Source organism: Variovorax sp. ISS6, assembly GCF_056523145.1.
Genome location: NZ_JAWRZC010000001.1, coordinates 2,312,290 through 2,335,364, shown reverse-complemented (window position 1 = coordinate 2,335,364; position 23,075 = coordinate 2,312,290). Strand labels below are relative to the sequence as shown.

Here is a 23,075-nt window from a genome sequence, read left to right as displayed (position 1 = left end):
CCCGCCCTGTTTTGGGGTTGTTCTCGGCGGTTAGTTCACGCTCGCGCGTGCGGGATCAACGCAGACCGGCGATGTAGTCGGCCACGGCCTTGATTTCGCGGTCGTTGAGCTTGGCGGCCACGCCGGTCATCACGGCGTTGTTGGCACGCACCGTGGTGCCGTCGCCGCGGAAGGCCGTGAGCTGGGCCGCCGTGTAGTCGGCGTGCTGGCCGCCCAGGCGCGGGTACTGCGCGGGCATGCCGGCGCCGTTCGGGCTGTGGCAGCCGGCGCAGGCCGGGATCTGGCGGTCGGCGATGCCGCCGCGGTAGATCCGCTCGCCCAGGGCGATCGTGTCCTTGTCCTTCGAGAAGCCGGGCTTGATCTTCTTGGAGCCGACGAACCAGGCGATGTTGCGCATGTCCTCCTCGGACAGCGCCGAGGCCAGCGGCTTCATGATCGCGCTCTTGCGCTTGCCGGACTTGAAGTCCTCGAGCTGCTTGAGGATGTATTCGGGGTGCTGCTGCGCCAGCTTGGGGTTGGCCGGGATCGCCGAGTTGCCGTCCGCGTTGTGGCAGGAGGCGCAGCTCTGGCTGTTGGCCGGGGTGGCATTGAAGATGGTGTCGCCCTTGGCCGGGTCGGGCTTGGCCTTGACCGGTGTGGTCGGTGCGGCTGCCGTCTCCTCGGCAAAAGCACCAGTGCTGACTGCGGTACCAGCGATCCCCACGAGGGCCGCAAGCAGAAAATTGGCAAACAACTTCATATCGGGGGCTCGAATTTATTGGCGCAAAACCCCGCGATTCTACAATGGCGCCCCGTTCCGAAAGCCCATTGATGACCACGCCGTCGCGCAAGAGCACCGCATTTCCTTCCCGCGCGGCCCCCGCCCAAGACCCCCAGACCGCCGAACGCGAACGTGCCGCGCTGGGCTGGCTGCACACCGCGCACTTCCTGACCAGTGCCCCGCAGCTCGAGCACCTGCCGCCCTTCGACCTGCCCGAGATCGCCTTCGTCGGCCGCTCCAACGCCGGCAAGTCCACCGCCATCAACACGCTCACGCAGCAGACGCGGCTGGCCTTCGCCTCGAAGACGCCCGGGCGCACGCAGCACATCAACCTGTTCGGCATCGGCCGGCAGAAGGTCGACGACGCGGTGCTCGCCGACCTGCCCGGCTACGGCTACGCGGCCGTGCCGCGCGAGGCCAAGCTGCGCTGGCAGCGCGTGATGGGCAACTACCTGATGACGCGCGAGAACCTGCGCGGCGTGGTGCTGATGTGCGATCCGCGCCACGGCCTGACCGAGCTCGACGAGATCCTGCTCGAGGTGATCCGCCCGCGCGTCGAGCAGGGCCTCAAGTTCCTGGTGCTGCTGACCAAGGCCGACAAGCTCACGCGCTCCGAGGGCGCGAAGGTGCTGTCCATCGTGCGACTGCAGGCCGGCGGCGGCGAGGTCAAACTGTTCTCGGCGCTGAAGAAGCAGGGCGTGGGCGAAGCGGCGGAGCTGCTGTCGCGCTGGGTCCATACGGACGAGCCAGCCGCCGAGCCCGAGCCGCCCGAAGAGTCCTGAGGCAGACCCGGCTGCAGCGGCCGTCCCTTCTGCCTGATTCACTATTGAAACGATAGCAAAGAGGAGACAGACGTATGATCGAGACCTTCCAACGCAGCCTGCCCAACGGCACCACCCTGAGCTGCCGCGCCGCCGGCGAACCCGGCCGCCCGCTGATGGTGTTCCTGCACGGCTTTCCCGAGGCCGCGTTCATCTGGGACGAACTGCTCGCCCATTTCGCCGATCCCGCGCATGGCGGCTACCGCTGCGTCGCACCGAACCTGCGCGGCTTCGAGAAGTCGAGCGCGCCCACCGACGTGGCCGAATACAAGGCGCACCTGCTGATCCAGGACATCCAGCAACTGGTGGCCACCGAGAGCAAGGACGGCACCATGGCCGCGCTGGTCGCGCACGACTGGGGCGGCGCCTTCGGCTGGGGCTATGCCAACGCCTTCCCGCAGCAGGTCGGCAAGCTGGTGATCCTCAACTCGCCGCACCCCGGCACCTTCACGCGCGAGCTGCGCAACAGCCCGGCGCAGCAGCAGGCCAGCGCCTACATGAACTTCCTCGCGCGGCCCGATGCCGAGGCCCTGCTCGCGGCCGACGACTTCAAGCGCATGTGGCCCTTCTTCCTGCTGATGAAGGCCGGCCCCGACGGCTTCGGCTGGCTCACCGAGGAAGTGAAGCAGCAGTACCGCGAGGTCTGGAGCGCGGGCCTCACCGGTGCCTGCAACCTCTACCGCGTGACGCCGATGAAGCCGCCGCTGCCGGGCCAGACCGTCGACGGCATTCCGGTGCTGCCGCGCGAGCGGCTGGTGGTGAACGTCCCGACCTTCGTGTTCTGGGCGCTCGACGATGCCGCGCTGCTGCCGGGCCTGCTCGAGGGGCTCGACGAGTACGTGCCCGACCTGGTGGTCAAGAAGGTGCCGGGCGCCACCCACTGGATCGTGCACGAGCAGCCGCGGCTCGTGGCGGGCGAGATCGAGGCCTTCCTCAGTAAATAGGAGGGTCGCCCTCGGGGCGGGTCTTGAAGCGCCGGTGCACCCAGTAGTACTGGGCCGGCATCGGATCGATGTAGCCCTGCAGCCGCGTGTTCATCAGCGCGGTGTCGGCCTCGACGTCGTCGGTCGGGAAGTTCCGCCAGGTCTCGAGCACCTCGATCTCGTAGCCGCCGCGCGTGAGCTTCGCGACGATCGGCACCACCTTCGCCTTGCCCAGCCGCGCGAAGCGCGAGAGCGAGGGCACGGTGGCCGCCTGCACGCCGTAGAAGGGCACGAAGATGGTCTGGTCGCGGCCGAAGTCCATGTCGGGCAGCAGGTACAGGAGCCCGCCCTTGCGCAGCCCCGCGAGCACCGGCTTGATGCCGTCGACCCGGTTGAGCGCCGCCACGTCGCCGAAGCGCGTGCGGCCCTCGCGGATCCAGGCATCGACCATCGGATCGCGCTGGGTCGTGTAGATGGTGGCCGAGGGCCGCGCCGTGTGCATCGTGAGCGCGGTGGCCGCGGCGTCGAGGCCGTAGAAGTGCGGCGCGAACAGGATCATGGGCGCGCTGCCCTCGGCGATCTCGCGGATCTCCGGCGCCGCGCCCACGATCTTCAGCCGGCTCGCCACCACCTTCTCGGGCGCATGCCAGAGCCAGCTGCGGTCGAGCCACGACTGCGCCACGTAGACGAAGCTCTGCTTCGCGATCGCGCGCCGCTCGGCCTCGGACTTCTCGGGGAAGCAGACCGCGAGGTTGGTGTCGACCACGCGCCGGCGCGGCAGCGCGAGCGTGTGCAGCACGCGGCCCAGGAAGGCGCCGAAGCCGCGCACCAGCGGCAGCGGCAGCGGCGCGATCGCGCGCATGAAGCCGATGCCCAGACGGGAACCCAGGCTCATCGTGCCGCCCCCCCGACTTCGGCCATCTCGGGCGCATCGGCCTTCGGCTGCTTGTAGCGCGCGTAGTCCCACACGTACTGGCCCGGCAGGCTGCGGATCAGCCGGCCGATGGCCTCGTTCATCGCGGCGGCCGCGTCCTCGAGCGGCGCCTTCGGATCGGTCAGCGCGGTGCCCACGATCGGCTCGAAGCGGATCACGTAGCCCGCGCCGCGCGGCAGCCGCTCGCACACGCTGAGGAAGCAGGCCGCGCCGGTCTGCTGCGCGAGCCGCGGCAGCAGGCTCATGGTGTAGGCGGGCCGGCCGAGGAACGGCGCCCACACGCCCTGCCCCAGCGGCGGCACCTGGTCGGGCAGGATGCCGGTGTAGCCGCCGTTGCGCAGCGTGCGCATCAGGCCGCGCACGCCGGTGATGCTGGTCGGCAGGGTCTGCAGCCCGGGCCGGTCGCGCGAGCCGGCGGCGATCAACTCGGCCATCCACTTCTTGCGCGCGGGACGGAACAGCGCGGTGATGGGTCCGTAACGCTCGTGGAAGCGTTCGCCGATCGCCTGGCCGCACATCTCCCAGCTGCCCAGGTGGGGCGCGACCAGGATCACGCCCTTCTTCGCCTGCAGCGCGGCCTCGAAGGCCTCGACGCCCTCCCAGCGCAGCACGCGCGGCAGCACCGTCTCGCCATGGGGACGCAGCCACAACCAGGGCAGCTCGGAGGCCATCTTGCCGGCCGCGGCGATGGCCGGGCGATAGGCGCCGGGCCCGAAGCCCGCGCTCTGCGCATTGGCCCGGAAGCGCCTTCGGTAGCCGGGCGCGAGGGCCCATACCAGCCATCCGAGCCCCGCGCCGAACCAATGCATCACGGGCATCGGTACGCGGGCGAGCAATCGGAAGAGAGCGATCATGGACAGGTCGGGAATGGGGTCAAGGACGCGCGCGCACGGTTTGGCGCGGCTCGAATAGAATCGAAATTGTCGCCGAGTTACGGAACAACTTGCAGGGCGACAAGCACAGGCGCCGCATGGCGATTGTGCCCGCCGATGGCTCATCGGCAATCTGCTAAAGCGTTCGCCAGGGCTCCGCAGAGTTGGCAACGCGCCAAACCACTTCAAGGAGCTTTGAACAAATGGCGAACGACTTCCTCTTCACTTCCGAATCCGTCTCCGAAGGCCACCCCGACAAGGTTGCCGACCAGATCTCGGACGCCATCCTGGACGCGATCTTCGAGCAGGACCCGCGCAGCCGCGTGGCCGCCGAGACGCTGACCAACACCGGCCTCGTGGTGCTCGCCGGCGAGATCACGACCAACGCGCACGTCGACTACATCCAGGTCGCGCGCGACACCATCAAGCGCATCGGCTACGACAACACCGACTACGGCATCGACTACAAGGGCTGCGCGGTCATGGTCTGCTACGACAAGCAGTCCAACGACATCGCCCAGGGCGTCGACCACGCATCGGACGACCACCTGAACACCGGCGCCGGCGACCAGGGCCTGATGTTTGGCTACGCCTGCGACGAGACGCCCGAGCTGATGCCCGCGCCGATCTACTACGCGCACCGCCTGGTCGAGCGCCAGGCCCAGCTGCGCAAGGACGGCCGCCTGCCCTTCCTGCGCCCCGACGCCAAGAGCCAGGTGACGATGCGCTACGTCGACGGCAAGCCGCACAGCATCGACACCGTGGTGCTCTCGACCCAGCACAGCCCCGACCAGAGCGAGACGCCGACCAAGATGAAGGCCTCGTTCAACGAAGCCATCATCGAGGAGATCATCAAGCCCGTGCTGCCCAAGGAATGGCTGCAGAACACGCGCTACCTGATCAACCCGACCGGCCGCTTCGTCATCGGCGGCCCGCAGGGCGACTGCGGCCTCACGGGCCGCAAGATCATCGTCGACACCTACGGCGGCGCCTGCCCGCACGGCGGCGGCGCGTTCTCGGGCAAGGACCCGTCGAAGGTCGACCGCTCGGCCGCCTATGCCGCGCGCTACGTGGCCAAGAACATCGTGGCCGCCGGCCTGGCGCGCCAGTGCCAGATCCAGGTGGCCTACGCCATCGGCGTGGCCCAGCCGATGAACATCACGGTCTACACCGAAGGCACCGGCGTGATCCCCGACGAGAAGATCGCCGAGCTCGTGCGCGAGCACTTCGACCTGCGTCCGAAGGGCATCATCCAGATGCTCGACCTGCTGCGCCCGATCTACCAGAAGACCGCGGCCTACGGCCACTTCGGCCGCGAGGAGCCCGAGTTCACCTGGGAAGCGACCACGCAGGCCGCGGCCCTGCGCGCTGCCGCCGGCCTCTGAGGCCTACCCCGCGTTTTCCGCCGGCCCCACCGGCGGAAAACGCACCGTGACCAGCAGCCCGCTCGCCTCGCGCGGGTTGGCCGCCAGGTCCACGTCGGCATCGAAGGCCCGCGCGATCTCGCGCACGATGGCCAGCCCCAGCCCCGTTCCCTCGCTGTCCTGCGCCACCCGGTAGAAGCGCTCGAACACGCGCTCGCGTGCCTCGGCGGGGATGCCCGGACCGTTGTCCTCCACGCTCAGCACGACCGCGTCCGCGGCCTCACCTACGCCCACGCCCAGCGTCACCCGGCCGCCCTCGTGCGTGTAGCGCAACGCGTTGTCGAGCAGGTTGGTGACCAGCGCATCGAGCAGCGCCGGCTGCGCCCGCACGAACGCCGTGCCGGGCGCTTCCAGTCCCAGGTCGATGCGGCGCCGGTCGGCTAGTGCCGCGAGCTGCTCGACGCAGCGCAGCGCCACCGCCGCGAGGTCGACCCGCTCGAGCCGCGTGTGCGCATCGCCGTGCTCGGCCTGCGCGAGCAGCAGCAGCTTGTTGGTGACGTCGACCAGCCGCCGATTGCTGGTCTGCATCGCGAGCCACATCGCATCCATGTCGGCGCGGCGCGTGTCCCATTCGCCGCGGTGCTGGCGCGTGTAGCGCGCGTACTCGATCTGCGAGGCCTGCATCGCCAGCGGCGTGCGCAGCTGGTGCGCCGCGTCGGCGATGAAGCGCCGCTGTGCCTCCGAGTGCGCGCGCAACTGCGCGACGAAGCGGTTGATGGTGTCGGCCACCGGCCGCAGCTCGGTATGCAGCGCGCCGGGATCCACCACCAGGTCGAGATGCAGGGGATCGCGCTGCGCGAGCTGCTGGCTCAGCCGCACGATGGGCCGCAGCTCCAGCGTCAGCGCGGCCACGGCGAGCGCGATGGCCAGCGCCAGCGCGATCAGCAGGTACTCCATCGACGGCCACCACAGCGTGCGCAGCATGTGGTCGCGGCTGCGCTCGGTCTTGCCCACGGCGATGGTGATGTCGCGCGCCCCACCGATCTCGTACATCGAGCGCGTGGTGACGACCGCGCGCAGTGGCAGGCCCGCGAATTCCGCGTCGTACCACTGGGCGCGGTCCACACCCTCGGGCTTGCGCCGGGCCGGCAGCGGGAAGTCGGGCGAACCGGCCAGCACCTCGCCGTTGGCGCCCGTCACGCTGAGGAACACGCGGTCGTGCTCGGGCGAGACGAACAGGCTCAGCGCCGATGGCGGCACGCTGGCCCGCACGTCGTCGTCCTCCCAGATCAGGCGGTCGGACAGCACCTTGGCCGAGGACAGCAGGTCGTGGTCCTGCACGTAGTCGGCCACTTCCGCCGCATTGCGCCAGTTGAGCCAGCCGCAGACCGCCACGAACAGCGACAGCGGCAGCAGCAGCCACAGCGCGAGGCGCAGGCGCAGGCTGGAGCGCTTCATTCTTCCTGGCGCGTGCGCAGCAGGTAGCCCACGCCGCGCAGCGTGATGATGGTCGCCTGGCTGGCCTCGAGCTTCTTGCGCAGCCGATGGATGTAGATGTCCACCGCATCCGCGCTGGGCTCGTCGTCGAGGCCGAAGATGGCATCGATCAGCGCCTGCTTCGACACCGTGCTGCCGGCCTTGAGCATCAGCGTCTCGAGCAGCGTGCGCTCGCGCGGCGGCAGCGCCAGTTCCTCGCCGGCCAGCGCGAACTGGCGCGTGCGCAGGTCGTAGCGCAGGTCGCCGCAGGCGATGTCGTTGGCCTTGCCCGGCATCTGCCGGCGCACCAGCACCTTGATGCGCGCCACCAGTTCGCGGATCTCGAAGGGCTTCACCAGGTAGTCGTCGGCGCCGATCTCCAGGCACAGCACCTTCTGGTCGAGCGAGGCGGTGGCCGTGAGGATGATCACCGGCACCGTGTCGCCGCGCTCGCGCAGCCGGCGCAGCACGGCCTTGCCCGGCAGGCCGGGTATGTTGAGGTCGAGCAGCACCACGTCGTAGGCGGCCTGGGCCAGCTGCAGGTCGGCGGCTTCGCCGTTGGCGACGTGGTCGACCACGAAGTCCTGTTCGCGCAGCAGGCTGGCAAGCCAGTGCGCGAGTTGCGGGTTGTCTTCGATCAGCAGCAGCTTCATGCGGTCGGCGGGAGTGGCCGTGGATTCTAGGAAGGGCCACGGGAAAGGCGGCAGCCTAGGGATAACCATGAGGAATCGCGCCCGGCGCTGAAAGCTGGCCGAAGGATCGCGATTCCTAGACTGGCCCGACCGAACAACCCCGACCGGAGACACCCGACCCCATGTCCGCCACCCGCCGCACCCTGCTCGCCGCCGCGCTCTGCGCCGCCTTCGCCACGCCCTTCGCCCAAGCCGCCGACGCGCCCATCACCATCATGGTGGGCGGCATCAACAAGATCATCTACCTGCCGGCCAAGCTCACCGAGGCGCTGGGCTACTTCAAGGACGAGGGGCTGAACGTCGAGCTGCAGTCGCAGCCCGCGGGCGTCGATGCCGAGAACCAGCTGATCGCCGGCGCCGTGCAGGGCGTGGTCGGCTTCTACGACCACACCATCGACCTGCAGAGCAAGGGCAAGGAGATCCAGGCGATCGCCGTCTTCTGCAAGGTGCCCGGCGAGGTCGAGCTGGTCAGCACCAAGGCCGACGCGGCCGGCTTCAAGAGCATGGCCGACGCCAAGGGCGGCAAGACCCTGGGCGTGACCGGCCTGGGCTCGTCGACCGACTTCCTCACGCGCTACCTCGCCGACCGCGCGGGCGTGGCCTCGAAGGACTACTCGCTGCTGCCCGTGGGCGCCGGCAACACCTTCATCGCCGCGATGAAGCAGGACCGCATCCAGGCCGGCATGACGACCGAGCCCACGGTGTCGCAGATGATCAAGAGCGGCGACGCCAAGGTGCTGGTCGACCTGCGCACCGAGGCCGACACGGTGAAGGCGCTCGGCGGCCTCTACCCGGCCGCCAGCCTCTACGTGCAGAACGCCTGGGCCGAGTCGCACAAGGCCGAGGCCGGCAAGCTGGCGCGCGCCTTCGCGCGCACCATGCAGTACATCCAGTCGCACAGCGCCGAGGAGATCGCCGAGAAGGTGCCGCGCGACTACTACGGCAACGACAAGGAACTCTACGTGCAGGCGCTCAAGGCCTCGCTGCCGATGTTCACCGCCGACGCGAAGATGCCCGCGGGCGGCCCCGAGACCGTGCTCAAGGTACTGGCCACCTACAAGCCGCTCGTGAAGAGCAAGAACATCGACCTCTCGAAGACCTACAGCAACGCCTACCTCGCGGCGGCGAAATGACCATGCGCCACGGCTCTCCCTCCTCCGGCGGCGGCAACGTCGCGGCCACCTCAGCGATCGACTTCGACGACGTGTCGCTGCGCTTCATCTCGCAGGACGGCAACGCCACGGTCGCGCTGCGCAACTTCAGCATGTCGGTGGCGCGCGGCGAGTTCGTCGCCATCGTCGGGCCCACGGGCTGCGGCAAGTCGACCACGCTCAACATGATCACCGGCCTGCTCAAGCCCACCGTCGGCAATGTGCGCGTGATGGGCCAGCCGGTGACCGGCGTCGATCCGCGCATCGGCTTCGTGTTCCAGGCCGACGCGGTGTTCCCGTGGCGCAGCGTGGAGGACAACGTGGCGGCCGGCCCGATCTTCCGCGGCAAGCCGAAGAAGGAAGCGATGGAACTGGCGCAGCAGTGGATCCACCGCGTGGGCCTGGCCAAGTTCGGCAAGCACTACCCGCACCAGCTCTCGGGCGGCATGCGCAAGCGCGTGGCGCTGGCCCAGACCTTCATCAACGACCCCGAGATCCTGCTGATGGACGAGCCCTTCTCCGCGCTCGACATGCAGACCCGCACGCTGATGCAGGACGAGCTGCTGCAGCTGTGGTCGAACAACGGCGGCAGCGTGGTCTTCGTGACCCACGACCTCGAGGAGGCGATCGCGCTGGCCGACCGCGTGTTCGTGCTCTCGGCGCGGCCCGCCACGCTCAAGCGCGTCTACGAGATCGACCTGCCGCGACCGCGCGTGATGGCGCAGGTGCGCTACGACGCGCAGTTCATCGAACTGTCCAAGCACATCTGGGACGACCTGCGCGAAGAGGTCGTCATCCAATGAATAACGCTGTCACACCCTCCCACGCCGCCATGAGCACATCCACCACCACGCCTGCCGCCGCGCAACTTCCCTCGGCCCTCAGCGACGCCGCGCTCGCGCGCGAATCCGAGATAGCGCAGGCCGCCATCCGCGGCCGGCGCCGCATGATCATCGCGCTGCGGCTGGTCGTGCTGGTGGTCGCGCTCGGCGGCTGGGAGATCGCGGCGCGCCTCAAGTGGATCGACCCCTTCTTCTATTCGATGCCCACCATGATCTACGACCAGCTCGTGGAGTGGATGCGCGACGGCACGGCCCAGGGGTCGCTGTGGATGCAGGTCGCGGTGACGCTCGAGGAGACGGTGATCGGCTTCCTGATCGGTTCCATCGCCGGCGTGATCTGCGGCATCGTGCTCGGTCGCAACAAGCTGCTGTCGGACGTGTTCAGCCTCTACATCCAGATCGCCAACTCGATCCCGCGCGTGGTGCTCGGCTCGATCTTCGTGATCGCGCTCGGCCTGGGCATGGCCTCGAAGGTGGCGCTCGCGGTGGTGATGGTGTTCTTCGTGGTCTTCGGCAATGCCTTCCAGGGCGTGCGCGAAGCCGACAAGTACATGATCGCGAACGCACAGATCCTCGGCGCTTCGCCGCGCCAGCTCACGATGGCGGTGGTGATCCCCTCGGCGATGTCGTGGATCCTCGCGAGCCTGCACGTGAGCTTCGGCTTCGCGCTGGTCGGCGCGGTGGTCGGCGAGTTCCTCGGCGCCAAGGAAGGCATCGGCCTGCTGATCTCGACCGCGCAGGGCGCCTTCAATGCCAGCGGCGTGTTCGCGGCGATGATCGTGCTCGCGGTGGTCGCGCTGGCGGCCGACTTCCTCTTGAGCTCGCTCGAGAAGCGGCTGCTGAAGTGGCGGCCCGCGGCCTTCTGAGGCGCTTGGCCATCCATCGCGACGGCGGGCAGTGCCCGCCGTTCTTCATGGTGGCTCGAAGATTCAGAAGCGGTACGAACCGCTCATGCCCACCGTCCAGTTGCGCCCCGGCGCGGGCTCGAAATAGCGCGCATTGCCTTCGTTGACGATGACCGAGCCGGCATAGCGGCGGTCGAACAGGTTGTCCACGCGCGCGAAGGCGTTGAACTCCCAGCGCTCCCACTTCTTGAGATAGCCGGCATAGGCCGCCGCGACCGCATAGCCCGGCGCGCTCGCGCTGTTGAGGTCGTTGGCCTGGATGCGGCCCAGCGCGCGCATCTCCACGCCCGCGCGCCAGCCCTCGGGCGGTACCCAGCCCAACGAGGCGAACAGCGACTGCCGCGCGATACCCGGGATGCGGTTGCCCGCGGCCACCGTGTTGGCGGCCGCGCACGGCGAGGGCGAGCAGAAGGCATCGCGGTAGGTGGCGTCGAGCCAGGTGTAGGCGAGCTGGGTGCGCCAGTGGTTCTCGGTCTCGTGCTGCCAGGCCAACTCGAAGCCGTTGCGCCGCGTGCGGCCCGCGTTCTGGAAGGTGGCGCGGCCGCCGATGTTGGTGTCGGTCACGATCTCGTCGCGCGTGCGGGTGCGAAACAGCGCCGCGGTCAAGAGCCCGCCGCCGAGCCGCGCCTTGGCGCCGAGCTCGAGGCTGTCGTTGACCGAGGGCCGCAGCGCGAAGTTGAGCCCGCTCGCGCCGCCCGCGCGGTACGACAGCTCGTTGAGCGTCGGCGTTTCGAAGCCGCGGCCGATGGAGCCGTAGAGCGCGATGTCGCGCGTGGCCTGGAAGCGCAACGAGGCCGCGGGCAGGGTCTTGGCATAGCGCGCGCTGCCGCTGTCGTCGCGGTTGCTGCCGACGATGTAGCGGTCGCCCGAATCGAAGTGCACGTTGCTGCGCCGCAGGCCGGCCTCGAGCGTCCAGCGCTCGGCGAAGCGCCAGGTGGCCTGCGCATAGGGATCGAGGTTCCAGACCTCGTTGCGCTCGTAGCGCCGCAGCCGGCCCTGCACGCCGAGGATCTGGGCCGCGCCGCTGCCGAGGTAGTTCTCGTAGCCGCGGCGCCATTCGCGCAGGCTGTCGTAGCCCAGGCCCGCCACCAGCTCGAACGGACGATCCGCCAGGGTGAAGGCACCGGTCCAGCGCAGGTCGAGGCCGCCGTACTGGCGCGTGAGGTCGATCACGCCGCCCGCATGCAGCGGGTTCTGCTGCGCCGAGGGCGGGATCGACTGGTACTGCGTGGTCTTGCGCTCGCCGCCGTAGACCATCAGGCGCAGCTGCTGCGTCTGGCTCAGGCGGCGCTCGTAGAGCAGGCCGGCCTGGGTCTGCTCGACGGTCTTGCGGGTGTCGTACTGCACGGCCAGCGGCGCGAGGCGCGGCGCCAGCGCGTACTGGTCGGCCGTGAGGCCCAGCGGGTCCTGTGCATCGATGCGCACGCTGTTGACGACCAGCGTGAGCCGGTCGCCGTTGTCGAGCGCGATGCCGAGCTTGCCGTTGGCGATGTCGCGCCGCGCGGCGCTGTGCTCGCGCCAGCCGTCGGTCTGGAAGCGGCTGGCGCCCAGCAGGTAGTCGACGGCGCCCTGCGAGCCGCTGGCCTGCAGCGACTGGCGCCAGGTGCCGTTGCTGCCGCCCGCCGCCGAGTAGGCCAGCTTCGGCCGGCCCTCGCCCGAGGCAGTGAAGGCCTGCAGCACGCCGCCCGAGGAATTGCCGTAGAGCGCCGAGAACGGTCCGCGCAGGATCTCGACGCGGTCGAGCGAGCCGATGTCGATGTTCGAGGTCTGGCCCTGGCCGTCGGGCAGGGTGGCGGGAATGCCGTCGACATAGAGTCGCACGCCGCGCACGCCGAAGGTCGAGCGCGCGCCGAAGCCGCGGATCGAGAGCTGCAGGTCCTGCGCGTAGTTGAGCCGGTTCTGCACCTGCAGCCCGGGCACCGCGCCCAGGCTCTCGGACAGGTTCACGCCGAGGCGGCCATCGCGCATGGACTCGCCGTCGACGCGATCGACCGAGCCCGGCACGTTGAAAGGCGCGACCTCGCCGCGCGGCGTGGAGACGGTGATCTCGCGCAGAGAGGCACCCGCGAACGGCGACGGCGCCTCGGTGGCGGACTGCGCACGCGAAGCCGCAGAGAGATCGAGCAGGAGACAGGCGACGGCAGCGGCGGCAACGGGTTTCATGCCGCCGATTCTGCGGTGTCGCGCCGCGGCCGGACCTCGGGGTTTCTCACCGTGGCGCGCGCCATGCGCGCATCGATGCGATGCGACGAGCTACTCGCTGGCCGGACGCGGCCGGCACCAGCCGTACCACACGCCCACCGCCACCGGGATGCCGAGCGTGATCCAGGCCAGCACGTCGCCCAGGCCGCCATCGCTGAACAGCGCCGAGATCAGGCCGAAGATGGTGAGCAGGCCGAGGGCGATCGGCCAGCCCCAGAGGCGCCAGAAGCCGTGGTGCTGCGGATGCTTTGCGGTCATGGGCTCAGGCTTTCAATGCGGGTGCGGGATCGGCCTGCGGTGCGCCGCCCTCCTCGCGCTGCGGACGTTCGGCGGTCGCCCTGGAAGTCGCCGCGGGCACGGTGTTGCCGCGCTTGAGCCACAGGTACAGGCCGCTGCCCAGCACGATGATGGTCGCGATGTCGAGCAGCGCCCAGAGGATCTGCATCGGCATGCCGCCGTAGTCGCCGAAGTGCAGCGGCTGCGACACCAGCAGCGCCGTGAGGTACCAGGGCAGCTTCGGCGCCGCCGTGACCTGCGCGGTCTTCGCATCGACCAGCACCGGCTGCAGCAGCTTCGAGGTGAAGGGCTCCTTGCCCTGCAGGAAGAAGGTGGTGTGGTGCGGGCTCGAGAACGAGGTGCCCGGGAAGGCGATGAACGACAGCCGGTTGCCCGGTGCCTGCTGCATCGCCGCCTCGTAGGAGCGCTGCACCGAGCCGCGCTCGCTCACCGCGACCACGGGCTCGTTCTTGTAGGGCGCGAGCAGCGTGCTGAGCTGGTCGTACTGCCAGTACTTGATCACCAGGTCGGCCCAGGTGTTGATCATGCCGGTGGCGCCCACCACGAACAGCCACACCAGCGTGACGATGCCCAGCAGGTTGTGCAGGTCGAGCCACTTGAGGCGCGGGCGCTTCTCGCGGCGCACCGTGCCGAAGTCGAGCTTGCGCATGAACGGCGAATAGAGCACCACGCCCGAGACGATCGCGACCAGCAGCAGGAAGCCCATGAAGCCGAGGAACAGCTTGCCCGGCAGGCCCGCGAACAGGTCGACGTGCAGCTTGAACATCACGTACATGAAGCCCTCGTCGAACTTCGGCTGCGCGAGGATGGCACCGGTGCGGGCATCGACCGCGACCGACTTGAAGTCGTCGGTGGGCGCGGGCGTGGGCGTGAGCGTGACGAACCAGAGGCCGTCGTCGTCCTCGGGCTGCGAGGCGAACTGCACCACGCGGTCGGGGTGCTGCGCGCGCGCCACCTCGAGCACGCGGTCGAGGCTCACGCGCGGCGTGTCCGCGGGCATCTTCGGCGCCTCGACCTCGGTGCCCAGCAGGTGGCCGATCTCGTGGTGGAAGATCAGCGGCAAGCCCGTCAGGCACAGCAGCAGCATGAAGACCGTGCACACGAGGCTGCTCCACTTGTGCACCCAGGCCCAGGTCTTGATTTTTCGGCTGTTCATCGACATGGCGGAATTGTCCCCGAGGCTCGGCGTGGCGGCGGCTGCAAAAGCCTCAGAACTTGTAAGTCGCGGTGGCGACCACGTTGCGGCGCGTGCCGTACCAGCAGTCGCCGCGGGCCAGGCAGGTGCTGAAGTAGATCTTGTCGGTCACGTTGTTGATGTTGAGCGCATAGCGCCACCGGTCCGACTCGTAGGCCAGCATCAGGTCGAGCAGCGCCACCGACGGCACGCGCGGGCCCGCGCCCGTGCTTTCGATGTCGCGGAAGCCGCTCATGTAGCGCACGCCGGCGCCGGCCGAGAAGCCCGTGATGCCGCCGACGGCGAAGCGGTACTTGCCCCAGACCGACAGCTGGTTGCGCGGCGTGTCGGTGAGCTTGGGATCGACCTCGATGTAGGTGTAGTTGGCGATCAGGTCGAGGTCGCGCGCGAGCGTGGTCTTGAGGTCGAGCTCGAGGCCCTTGTTCTTGCTCGAATCGACCTGGCGGCCGTAGTTCGGATTGGTGCTGTCGGAGACGGTGCGGTTCTTTTCCTTGAGCGAGAAGACCGAGGCCGTGAAGCTGGTCGGCGAACCCATGGGCTGGTACTTGACGCCGGCCTCGACCTGCTCGCCGCGCAGCGGCTTGAACAGCCGGCCGTTGGCGTCCGTGCCGGCCTGCGGCGTGAACGACTCGGTGTAGCTCAGGTAGGGCGCCCAGCCCGAGGGCAGCGTGTACATCACGCCGAGCCGGCGCGAGGTGGCGGTGGTGGTCTCCGAGGCACTGCCTTCGGTGCCGGCCGTGCTGCGGTCATGGCGCAGGCCCGCGACGAAGATCCAGTTGTCGAGCTTCATCTGGTCCTGCAGGTACACGCCGGCATTGCGCTGCGTGGTGCGGGGCTTCCAGCTCAGGTCGGTCACCGGCACGTAGCCCAGGCCGTAGACCGGGGCGTAGGCGTCGATGGCGCTATAGGCCGAGCCTTCGTACTTGTCCTGGCGCTGGCGCGAGTACTCGGCGCCCACCAGCAGCGTGTGGCGCAGCGCGCCGGTGTCGAAGTGGCCCTCGACATGGTTGTCGATGCCCGTCATGCGGGTCCAGGTCAGCGACTTGTCGTTGATGCGGCCGATCACGCGCTGGCCGATCGGGTCCATGCCCCAGCCGCCGGGGATGGAGAAGAAGTCCGCATAGTGGTAGTGCGAGTCGTTGTAGGTGCGCGACATCCGGAAGTTCTGCCGGAACGACCAGTTGTCGTTGAACTGGTGCTCGAACAGCCAGCCGAAGGTCTTGCGCTCGGTGTCGTAGCCGTCGCCGGGCTCGCCGATGAAGCGGCTCACGGGCAGCTTGCCGTTGACGTTCGGCAGGATCGTGCCCTGCCACGGCAGGAACTGCGAGGTGCTGCCGGTCTTGTCCTTCTGGTAGAGGCCCTGCAGGGTCAGCGAGGTGGCGGCGCTCGGGCGCCAGGTCAGCGAAGGCATGACCAGCGTGCGGTCGTCGGGCACGTAGTCGACCTGCGTGTCGGACTTGCGCTGCAGCGCCACGAGGCGGTACGACCAGTCGCCGTCGGCCGTCAGCGGTCCGGTCAGGTCGGCCTGGATCTGCTTGCGGCCCCAGGAGCCGAACTGCACGCCCACTTCGCGCGCGGCCTGCGTCTGCGGCCGCTTGCTGACCATGTTGATCACGCCACCGGCCGTGCCGGCGCCGAACAGCATGCCCGACGGGCCGCGCAGCACCTCGAGGCGCTCGAGCGTGTAGGGGTCGGGCCGCGCGGTCGCGGTGTACCAGCCCGCGGAGAAGAGCTGCAGCCCGTCGAGGTAGACCGAGGCATCGCTGCCGCGCACCAGGAAGCTGTCGGAGCGCGAGTCCAGGCCGTAGGCATCGGAGCGCACGCCGGCCGCGTAAGTGAGCGCATCCTGCAGGTTGGTGGCGCCCTGGTCGAGGATCTGGTCGCGGGTCACGACCGTCACCGACTGCGGCGTCTCGGCCAGCGGCGTGTCGGTCTTGGTGGCGGTCGCCGCATTCCTCGCGCGGTAGCCGTTCACCGGCGTGGTCGCCGTTTCGGCCGGGGCCTCGACCCGGATTTCGGGCAGTGCCGTCGTGGCGGCCGTTTGCGCCAGCACCTGCTGGTTCGCGTAAATCGCGAGACACCCCATCAGCGCCAAACCGTTGCGCCGCGTCAACAAGACCGCCATTCCCACTCCGCTCCTCACAAGACATTAAGAATCATTCTCATTCTAGAACGAAGTAGTTCACATTTTTGACAATTCCGGGAGGGTGCAGGGGGCGCTGCGGAAGATGGCGATTCGTTGTTCCGGCGCAACGCAGCTGGCATCGGCACGCACCAGGCGCGGGATAGTCCCGTCAAGCTTCGCCTGCCGCCCCTGCAACATTCGCGTCCGCCGTCATGCACACCTCCCTCGCCTCCCGCTTCCCCGCGCCGCGCGGCGCCGCGGCATGGCTGCTCGCGCTGGCGGCCGCCTTCGTGCTCTCAGGCTGTGCCGGCCTGCCGCCACGGGCGGCTGACACGCCGGTGCTCGCCATCCCCGCGTCCAATGCCACCCTGCTCGGCCGCGCCGCCGCCCATCTCGATGCGCCGCGCGACGGGCTGTCGAGCGTGCGGCCGCTGATCGAGGCCTCGTTCGCGCTCGATGCCCGGCTCGAGCTGATCCGCCGCGCCCAGAGCTCGATCGACGTCCAGACCTACCAGCTCGGCAACGACAAGACCGGCCGCCTGCTGCTGCGCGAGCTGCGCGATGCCGCGCGCCGTGGCGTGCGCGTGCGGCTGCTGCTCGACGACTTCTATACCTCCGGCATGGACCCGCTGCTGCTCGGCCTGGCGGCCGAGTCGAACGCCTCGGTGCGGCTGTTCAACCCCTTCGTGAACGCGCGCGACCACTCGGCCACGCGCTGGATGGAGTTCTTCGGCGATTTCCGGCGGCTCAACCACCGCATGCACAACAAGCTGTTCGTGGCCGACGGTGCCATCGCCATCGCGGGCGGGCGCAACCTCGCCGACGAATACTTCCTGCGCAGCGAGGTCGCCAACTTCATCGACTTCGAACTGCTGATGGCCGGCCCGGTGGTGGCCGAATCGGCCGCGGTCTTCGACACCTACTGGAACAGCGACGTCGTCTATCCGATCGAGACCGTGGCCATCAACCACCGCACGCCGGCCGTGCTGAAGGCCGACTTCGAAACCGCCACCTCGTTGCGCTTCGCGCCCTGGCCCGACCCGCCGGGCGACAGCGACGTGCTCGGCGATCCGCCGCTCGGCCTGCAGCTGCTGAACATCCCCACCCTGCAATGGATGCGCGCCGATGCGCACGCCACCGCCGACAGCCCGAACAAGGCGCTCGGTGTGATGCGGCATCCCACCGAATCGGTGGCGCAGCGCTTCCACGAACTGGCCGCCACCGCGCGCTCGAGCGTGCTCGTGATCTCGCCCTACTTCATCCCGGGCGACGAGGGCATGGCGCGCATCCGCGAAGGCCGCCGGCGCGGCGTGCAGGTCAGCGTCATCACCAACTCGCTGGCCGACAGCGACGAGCCGCTGGTCAACATCAACTACAACCGCTACCGCGTCGACATGCTCAAGCTCGGCGTGGAGCTCTACGAGGTCAGCACCCAGCAGCTCAAGCGCAGCGGCCAGTTCCGCGACCTGCTGAAGAAGGCGCGCGGCCGGCTGCATGCCAAGCTCGCGCTGATCGACCGCGAATGGGTGATGCTGGGCTCGATGAACCTCGACCCGCGCTCGGCCCTGCTCAACACCGAGTTCGGCGTGCGCGTGCGCAGCTTCGACCTGACCCAGGCCCTGCTCTATGCCTACCAGCTCGACGACATCGAGGGCGTCTACCGCGTCGTGCTCAAGCCCGATGGCGAGAACGTGCAGTGGATCGGCACGGGGGACGTCAACAACGAGGTGCTCGACAGCGAGCCCGATTCGAGCATGCTGACGCGGCTGCAGTTGCTGCTGTTCTCGTGGTTCGTGCCGACGGACCAGCTCTAAGGATCGCCGGCGCGATCACCTGTACATGATCGTGAAGGTCGCGGTGCCATCCGCCCGCCCCGCCCCGATCTTGTCGCCGGTCTGGTAGTAGCGCGCCGTGAAGGGCACGATGTAAGAGCCGTCCTTCGACGGGCCGACCTCCGCGTCATCGCCGAACTTCACGGGCATCTGCTTGTCGTCGACGATCTGGATACCGACACCCTGCGCCGTCAGTACGGTCCCGCTCGGGGTGATGCGCAGCACGCCTGGTTCGTTCGACGGGTCCTGCACGGCATCCATGCGCAGCAGCACCATGTTCTGGACGCCCAGTCCCGACTGGCAGTTGAGCTTGATGCTGAACTTGCGCTCGGCCGCGGTGCTGCCTTTGCCCCTGAAGTCGCCCTTGGCCACCTTGCCGAAATCCACCAGGATGTTGCGCGAGCCGGCGTCCACCGAACAGGTGGGTGTGATGATCGTGATGCCTTCCCCCAGCAGGAAGGTCGTGAGCACCGAGCGCTGGTCCGACCCCAGGGAGAAATACCGGGTGTAGGTCCCCTGCGCGAAGGGGCCGCTGCCCGTGCGGGCTGCGATCTTGAACAGTTCTACTTGAAATTGCGAGCCTTGATTGAACCATCCGAAGTCGTTCGTGGTCACGCGGTCGTGCGGGTAGTAGCTGGCTTCGGACCCACTGAAGTAACGCGAAAGCCGGATGCCCACGCCAGGTACGTCGGTGGTGAAGACATGGTCGTAGCCAGGCACCGCAGTGCCCTGCAGCATCACGCCTCTCACGGCACCGCCGCCAGAGCAGGTCCAGGGCCTGTCGTTGCCAGTGAAGGTCAGCGGGAAGAGCCCGCGCCTGATCAGGCCGCCAACCGGGAGATCGTTAGGGATGTACACCCGCCCCATCGACATGTTGACCGTCTTCTCGATGTAGCCTGGCGTGACGTAGCACTCGGCCTGGGCACCGGACGACAGCGCGAACGCCGTCACGGCCACACCGAGGGAACGGCGCGCGGCCTTCATGGCATGGAATGGATGGCAGCGGTTCATTTGATCTCCTTCGGTTGCGCACCTGTCGATCCGGCGGGCGCCTCGCACTGGCCGTTCAGTTCCCGGATGGGAGGCGGGTTGGGTTCCTCGGGCAGGCTGTAGACCACCGTGCAGCGGTCCTCCTCGCGCTGCCCCCATCGCACCGTGAGGCGCCCGCTCTGTTCAGCCCCCGTCACGAAGGCCTGTCCATCCGGACCCACGATGCCCATTTCCTGGCCTGTCTCGTTCTCGACCACCGAGCCGAAAGGCAGCGGCTCGCCCTTGCGGTCCTTCAGGGTCAACATCAGCCGAAAACCCACGGCCGTTTCGAACTTCGCCAGGACCACCGCACCGCGCGTGGGGACGACCGCAATCGCCGCGTTCTTGACCTCCACGGTTTCGCCCAGGTCCTGGGTGCGCAGAGCCAGACGGTTCTCCCGATAGGGACTGACGTTGGCGATCACGGCATTTCCCGCCCAGTCGGTGGCGATCCCGGGGCGCGATTCGACGCCCACGCCGGAAGCCTTGGGGACCTGGACCAGTGCGATGGTGTCCCCCAGCGGCTGCGACAGGGTCACGCCACCGCCGTGCGCCAACAGGCCACCCGCCACGCCGAAGTTGGTCTGCCGGTAGCTGGAGCCCTGCGAATGGCTGAGGTCGAAGCGCCCCACCGGCGACAGATAGCTGGCGCTGGCACTGCCGGTCGATCCGGAGTCATCGACCCGATTGGCCGACACGCTGTAGCTGAGACGCGAATCCTCGAGCGCGGTGCCGAACACGCTGACCTGCTGGCTGGTGCGGCCCTTGCGCTCCTGCGTCATCGCATACTGGGCGCTGGCACCGGAGGCACCCAGCGGAATGCTCACGGTGAGCATGATCTGATTGCTGGGCTTGTTGCTTCGGTAGCTGCTGCTGCGGTTGTAGTAGATGCTGTAGCCGAACTGCTTGTAGTTCCCCGAGTACCCGATCTGCACCAGGCTGTCCTTGGCGCTGGTACCCCAGTAGCTCTGCTGGCGCGCCGAGGCGAACATGGAGCCCCAGTCGCCCAGCGACTGGGAGAGCTCCAGGCGCAGTTCATTGCGACGGTTGTTGAGACGCTCGCTCGGATCGAGGCCTTGCATGTCCGCGGCTTCCTGGAAAGTGCGGTAGCCGCTGGTGGAATAGCGATAACCCGCCACGCGAACGGTGGTCCCCGCATCGAAGGCCTTGGAGTAGAGGAAGCGCACCGACTGGCCGTTGTAGGTCCTGTCGACCAGCAGCGGCAGCGGCATGACGGCGCGCGCGGCCGACAGGTCGGCGGAAATGGCGCCGAAAGCGCGCATGTTCTTGCCCACGCCGGCCATCACCGACTGGTAGCGCCCGGAGGCGATGAACCCGCCGTAGACGCTGTAGTCGTTGCCCAGGCCGTGCGCCACCGTGGCCTGCACGAATGCCGGCTCGGCACGCGATCGCAGCGGCAGGCCCCATGGCGATTGCGCGATTCCGCCGGCGTAGGGAAAGTAGTCGTCACCGGGCGCGCGGCGGTACTTGCCGACCGTGGCGGAAAAGCGCCACGTGCCTTCGCGCAACAACGTGGGCACTGCGGAGAAGGCCTGGATGTACTTGATCTCGCGGCCATCCGCTTCCTTGACGATCACTTCCAGGTCGCCGCTCGACGCCGTGGGATAAAGGTCATCGATCACGAACGCACCGGGCGCCACGAAGGTGCTGTAGATCGTGTAGCCGTTCTGCCGCACCGTCACGCGCGCGTTGGTCTGCGCAATGCCGCGGATGGTGGGGGCATAGCCTTGCTGGCTATCGGGGAGCATGGCCTCGTCGGAGGCGAGTTGCACGCCACGGAACGGCATGCTGTCGAACATGTTGCCGGGCGTGTTGCCATCGCCGATCAGCAACTGGGCATTGAGCGAACTCAGATCGCGCTGGGCATAGGTGTTGACCGCCTGCCAGCGGGACTTGCCGTCCGTGCCGCGACTGTAGGTCGAGAAGTGGCGAAAGCGCCAGTCGCGGTAGTTGAAGCCGCCGCGCAAGCCGACGAACAGGCTGTTGCGCCGAGGCTCTTCGTAGGGCTCGCGGAAGGGGTTGCCGTCGAACGCGCTGCGCGGTATGGCGAAGGGATCGGGCCCGCGACGGTAGTTGTCGCCGCCATGGCGCGAGAAGTTGATCTGGTAGTCGACCATGCCGGCCGTGATGCCCCGATCCCACTTGCCGGGATCGACGGCACCGCGCGCCGAGCGCTTCAGCGCCGCCTGCGGAATGCTGAGTGCCAGGTGCAGCTTGCCACTGTCGTAGCTGAAGGAGGCATCGGGAACAGCCGCGCCCAGATCAACGCAGGCCTCGTCCGCGAGCGTCGCCAGGGCGGGAAACACCGCCACGTTGACGCCCCACTCGTCGAGCATGCCGCGCGTGAGACAAGGCTCGGCGTCGTTCTTGCCCTCCTTGGCATCGAAGCGGATCGACATCTGCCCCACGCCTCGGCTGTTGACCGACACGTCCACGGTGTACTGACCCGGCAGTACACGATTGCCGAAGGCAAACAGCGACAGGTCGGCGCTCTGCTGGTTGCCGCCAACGCCGAGGAAGCTTTCGTTGAAGGTCGAGGCGGCGAATTGCTGCGCAAAGGCGGGGACGCCCATGGCACCGAGCGCGAGTGCGCACAGACTGAGGCGGAATGGCGCGCCTGCGCGCGTCCGCCGGACATACATGCACCGCATCGGCCTAGCGCTGTGCGCGGTTGATGGTGGAGGCTTCGGCCTTCGGCACCAGTTCGGGCGTCAAGGCCACGGGTTGAGCGCCTTCAGGCACCCTGACGAACTCCTCGGGCGTTTCGCTGCCGTAGTCGTTGATCGTCGTGAAGTTGATCTGAATGGCCTGCGGGCTCTTGAGGGTGCGGATCGGAAAGCTCAACTCTCCGAACGGCGGGACCATGCCCGCATCGAGCTCCTCCTGGTCCTTCTTGTCCTGGCCCTGACCCTTGTTGACCGTGAGTTTCAGCAAGGTGACGTGAAAGGCACTCGCATTGCCGACCTTGAGCACGGCGCCCTGCCCCCCGGGCCCCTCGCTCACGGACCACTTGAGCAGGCCGCGCGCCTCCGCGGCCGAGCCCGGAAGATTGGAGGGCCTGTAGAACAGCTTGAGCCGGTTGCGTATCGCCACCTGGAGCACGTTCTCCTGGTTCGGCTTCTGGGGGATCTCCTTGACGTTGAGCCAGAACGCCGACTCGCGGTCCTTCGGCAATTCGCCGCCGACACGCATGATGCGCAAGAGATTCTCTTTGCCCGGATCGAGCCGGGACAGCGGCGGCGTGACGATCAGCGGGGTCTTGTTGTTGCCTTCGCCGGCGTCGACCCAGGCCTGGACCACATAGGGCAACGTACCGGTGTTCTTCATCGGAAGGGAAGTCTCGCGGTCCTTCTCGTTCAGGACCACGCGCGTGCCGGAGAGCATCACGCTCGCACCCGCCAGCGCCTGAAGCCCGAACATCACCAGGGCACCGAAGACCCACCGAATTCTTTGATTGCTGCACATATCTAGTCCCCTGCGCGAGCCACGCCCATCACGCGCACGCAAGCACCCCGACGCATCGACAACGACGCCTCGAAGAAAAAGCCGATAAAAGGAAATTTCGACGCGAAAGCTGCGCGGCCTTGCGCCGCCGAAAGCGCGTCGATGAAGGCATGGGGCCGCAAGGACCCCA

At 68.2% G+C, this 23,075-nt stretch carries 19 protein-coding genes; 7 read left to right on the top strand and 12 right to left on the bottom strand.

What is annotated here, in order from left to right:
- Window positions 1-55: 55 nt before the first annotated feature.
- Window positions 56-739, bottom strand: coding sequence for a c-type cytochrome (locus AC1HIL_RS10660; RefSeq protein ID WP_261209774.1), 684 nt, complete (start codon window positions 737-739; stop codon window positions 56-58).
- A gap of 71 nt (window positions 740-810) precedes the next feature.
- Here AC1HIL_RS10660 and yihA point away from each other — a divergent pair, with 71 nt between their 5' ends.
- Window positions 811-1,542 (top strand): ribosome biogenesis GTP-binding protein YihA/YsxC, encoded by a 732-nt coding sequence (gene yihA / locus AC1HIL_RS10655; RefSeq protein WP_261209772.1) that lies wholly within the window; start codon window positions 811-813, stop codon window positions 1,540-1,542.
- Between the two features lie 74 nt (window positions 1,543-1,616).
- Window positions 1,617-2,525, top strand: a complete 909-nt coding sequence (locus tag AC1HIL_RS10650; RefSeq protein WP_479671763.1) for an alpha/beta fold hydrolase — start codon at window positions 1,617-1,619, stop codon at window positions 2,523-2,525.
- Here the strand turns inward: AC1HIL_RS10650 and AC1HIL_RS10645 are convergent.
- Window positions 2,515-3,399, bottom strand: a complete 885-nt coding sequence (locus AC1HIL_RS10645) for an LpxL/LpxP family acyltransferase (RefSeq protein WP_296741162.1) — start codon at window positions 3,397-3,399, stop codon at window positions 2,515-2,517. The two genes, AC1HIL_RS10650 and AC1HIL_RS10645, sit on opposite strands and share 11 nt — an antisense overlap.
- Window positions 3,396-4,292, bottom strand: a complete 897-nt coding sequence (locus tag AC1HIL_RS10640; protein WP_261209767.1) for a lysophospholipid acyltransferase family protein — start codon at window positions 4,290-4,292, stop codon at window positions 3,396-3,398. Before AC1HIL_RS10640 ends, AC1HIL_RS10645 begins: the two co-directional genes overlap by 4 nt.
- A 221-nt stretch (window positions 4,293-4,513) precedes the next feature.
- On the opposite strand from AC1HIL_RS10640, the gene metK reads away from it, so the two are divergent.
- Entirely contained in the window at window positions 4,514-5,695 is a 1,182-nt protein-coding gene (metK, locus tag AC1HIL_RS10635; protein ID WP_093352062.1) for a methionine adenosyltransferase, read from the top strand.
- A gap of 3 nt (window positions 5,696-5,698) precedes the next feature.
- On the opposite strand, the gene AC1HIL_RS10630 is transcribed toward metK, so the two are convergent.
- A complete protein-coding gene (locus tag AC1HIL_RS10630) occupies window positions 5,699-7,132 on the bottom strand; it encodes a sensor histidine kinase (RefSeq protein WP_479671762.1) in 1,434 nt (477 codons plus the stop codon).
- Window positions 7,129-7,803 (bottom strand): response regulator transcription factor, encoded by a 675-nt coding sequence (locus AC1HIL_RS10625; RefSeq protein ID WP_261209761.1) that lies wholly within the window; start codon window positions 7,801-7,803, stop codon window positions 7,129-7,131. The genes AC1HIL_RS10630 and AC1HIL_RS10625 overlap by 4 nt, the downstream gene beginning before the upstream one ends.
- A gap of 161 nt (window positions 7,804-7,964) precedes the next feature.
- Here AC1HIL_RS10625 and AC1HIL_RS10620 point away from each other — a divergent pair, with 161 nt between their 5' ends.
- The 3 genes from AC1HIL_RS10620 to AC1HIL_RS10610 are packed head-to-tail and all read left to right on the top strand — an operon-like array spanning window position 7,965 to window position 10,701.
- A complete protein-coding gene (locus tag AC1HIL_RS10620) occupies window positions 7,965-8,975 on the top strand; it encodes an ABC transporter substrate-binding protein (protein WP_261209759.1) in 1,011 nt (336 codons plus the stop codon).
- 2 nt (window positions 8,976-8,977) lie between these two features.
- Entirely contained in the window at window positions 8,978-9,796 is an 819-nt protein-coding gene (locus tag AC1HIL_RS10615; protein WP_479671761.1) for an ABC transporter ATP-binding protein, read from the top strand.
- A 29-nt stretch (window positions 9,797-9,825) separates the two neighbouring features.
- On the top strand, window positions 9,826-10,701 hold the full coding sequence (locus AC1HIL_RS10610) for an ABC transporter permease (RefSeq protein WP_209544717.1): 876 nt from the start codon (window positions 9,826-9,828) through the stop codon (window positions 10,699-10,701).
- Between the two features lie 63 nt (window positions 10,702-10,764).
- Here AC1HIL_RS10610 and AC1HIL_RS10605 read toward each other — a convergent pair whose 3' ends face one another.
- The 4 genes from AC1HIL_RS10605 to AC1HIL_RS10590 all read right to left on the bottom strand — a co-directional run bounded on the left by AC1HIL_RS10605 (window position 10,765) and on the right by AC1HIL_RS10590 (window position 16,559).
- The gene (locus AC1HIL_RS10605) at window positions 10,765-12,903 is read right to left on the bottom strand and encodes a TonB-dependent receptor domain-containing protein (protein WP_479671760.1); all 2,139 of its coding nucleotides are present in this window, start codon (window positions 12,901-12,903) and stop codon (window positions 10,765-10,767) included.
- A gap of 90 nt (window positions 12,904-12,993) precedes the next feature.
- Window positions 12,994-13,200 (bottom strand): hypothetical protein, encoded by a 207-nt coding sequence (locus AC1HIL_RS10600; protein ID WP_261209750.1) that lies wholly within the window; start codon window positions 13,198-13,200, stop codon window positions 12,994-12,996.
- Window positions 13,201-13,204: 4 nt separating this feature from the next.
- The gene (locus AC1HIL_RS10595; RefSeq protein ID WP_296741141.1) at window positions 13,205-14,395 is read right to left on the bottom strand and encodes a PepSY-associated TM helix domain-containing protein; all 1,191 of its coding nucleotides are present in this window, start codon (window positions 14,393-14,395) and stop codon (window positions 13,205-13,207) included.
- 52 nt (window positions 14,396-14,447) lie between these two features.
- Window positions 14,448-16,559 (bottom strand): TonB-dependent siderophore receptor, encoded by a 2,112-nt coding sequence (locus tag AC1HIL_RS10590; RefSeq protein WP_479671759.1) that lies wholly within the window; start codon window positions 16,557-16,559, stop codon window positions 14,448-14,450.
- Between the two features lie 212 nt (window positions 16,560-16,771).
- Here AC1HIL_RS10590 and AC1HIL_RS10585 point away from each other — a divergent pair, with 212 nt between their 5' ends.
- Entirely contained in the window at window positions 16,772-18,373 is a 1,602-nt protein-coding gene (locus AC1HIL_RS10585; protein WP_479671758.1) for a phospholipase D-like domain-containing protein, read from the top strand.
- A gap of 15 nt (window positions 18,374-18,388) precedes the next feature.
- On the opposite strand, the gene AC1HIL_RS10580 is transcribed toward AC1HIL_RS10585, so the two are convergent.
- From AC1HIL_RS10580 to AC1HIL_RS10570, 3 genes are all read right to left on the bottom strand, one after another.
- On the bottom strand, window positions 18,389-19,402 hold the full coding sequence (locus AC1HIL_RS10580; RefSeq protein WP_479671757.1) for a fimbrial protein: 1,014 nt from the start codon (window positions 19,400-19,402) through the stop codon (window positions 18,389-18,391).
- Window positions 19,399-22,014, bottom strand: a complete 2,616-nt coding sequence (locus tag AC1HIL_RS10575) for a fimbria/pilus outer membrane usher protein (protein WP_479671756.1) — start codon at window positions 22,012-22,014, stop codon at window positions 19,399-19,401. The genes AC1HIL_RS10580 and AC1HIL_RS10575 overlap by 4 nt, the downstream gene beginning before the upstream one ends.
- A gap of 82 nt (window positions 22,015-22,096) precedes the next feature.
- The gene (locus AC1HIL_RS10570; RefSeq protein ID WP_479671755.1) at window positions 22,097-22,861 is read right to left on the bottom strand and encodes a fimbrial biogenesis chaperone; all 765 of its coding nucleotides are present in this window, start codon (window positions 22,859-22,861) and stop codon (window positions 22,097-22,099) included.
- Between the last annotated feature and the right edge of the window lie 214 nt (window positions 22,862-23,075).

Coding starts and splice junctions, on each gene's coding strand:
- AC1HIL_RS10660 (WP_261209774.1), bottom strand. CDS start 739: ATGAAGTTGTTTGCCAATTTTCTGCTTGCGGCCCTCGTGGGGATCGCT.
- yihA (WP_261209772.1), top strand. CDS start 811: ATGACCACGCCGTCGCGCAAGAGCACCGCATTTCCTTCCCGCGCGGCC.
- AC1HIL_RS10650 (WP_479671763.1), top strand. CDS start 1,617: ATGATCGAGACCTTCCAACGCAGCCTGCCCAACGGCACCACCCTGAGC.
- AC1HIL_RS10645 (WP_296741162.1), bottom strand. CDS start 3,399: ATGAGCCTGGGTTCCCGTCTGGGCATCGGCTTCATGCGCGCGATCGCG.
- AC1HIL_RS10640 (WP_261209767.1), bottom strand. CDS start 4,292: ATGATCGCTCTCTTCCGATTGCTCGCCCGCGTACCGATGCCCGTGATG.
- metK (WP_093352062.1), top strand. CDS start 4,514: ATGGCGAACGACTTCCTCTTCACTTCCGAATCCGTCTCCGAAGGCCAC.
- AC1HIL_RS10630 (WP_479671762.1), bottom strand. CDS start 7,132: ATGAAGCGCTCCAGCCTGCGCCTGCGCCTCGCGCTGTGGCTGCTGCTG.
- AC1HIL_RS10625 (WP_261209761.1), bottom strand. CDS start 7,803: ATGAAGCTGCTGCTGATCGAAGACAACCCGCAACTCGCGCACTGGCTT.
- AC1HIL_RS10620 (WP_261209759.1), top strand. CDS start 7,965: ATGTCCGCCACCCGCCGCACCCTGCTCGCCGCCGCGCTCTGCGCCGCC.
- AC1HIL_RS10615 (WP_479671761.1), top strand. CDS start 8,978: ATGCGCCACGGCTCTCCCTCCTCCGGCGGCGGCAACGTCGCGGCCACC.
- AC1HIL_RS10610 (WP_209544717.1), top strand. CDS start 9,826: ATGAGCACATCCACCACCACGCCTGCCGCCGCGCAACTTCCCTCGGCC.
- AC1HIL_RS10605 (WP_479671760.1), bottom strand. CDS start 12,903: ATGAAACCCGTTGCCGCCGCTGCCGTCGCCTGTCTCCTGCTCGATCTC.
- AC1HIL_RS10600 (WP_261209750.1), bottom strand. CDS start 13,200: ATGACCGCAAAGCATCCGCAGCACCACGGCTTCTGGCGCCTCTGGGGC.
- AC1HIL_RS10595 (WP_296741141.1), bottom strand. CDS start 14,395: ATGAACAGCCGAAAAATCAAGACCTGGGCCTGGGTGCACAAGTGGAGC.
- AC1HIL_RS10590 (WP_479671759.1), bottom strand. CDS start 16,559: ATGGCGGTCTTGTTGACGCGGCGCAACGGTTTGGCGCTGATGGGGTGT.
- AC1HIL_RS10585 (WP_479671758.1), top strand. CDS start 16,772: ATGCACACCTCCCTCGCCTCCCGCTTCCCCGCGCCGCGCGGCGCCGCG.
- AC1HIL_RS10580 (WP_479671757.1), bottom strand. CDS start 19,402: ATGAACCGCTGCCATCCATTCCATGCCATGAAGGCCGCGCGCCGTTCC.
- AC1HIL_RS10575 (WP_479671756.1), bottom strand. CDS start 22,014: ATGGGCGTCCCCGCCTTTGCGCAGCAATTCGCCGCCTCGACCTTCAAC.
- AC1HIL_RS10570 (WP_479671755.1), bottom strand. CDS start 22,861: ATGTTCGGGCTTCAGGCGCTGGCGGGTGCGAGCGTGATGCTCTCCGGC.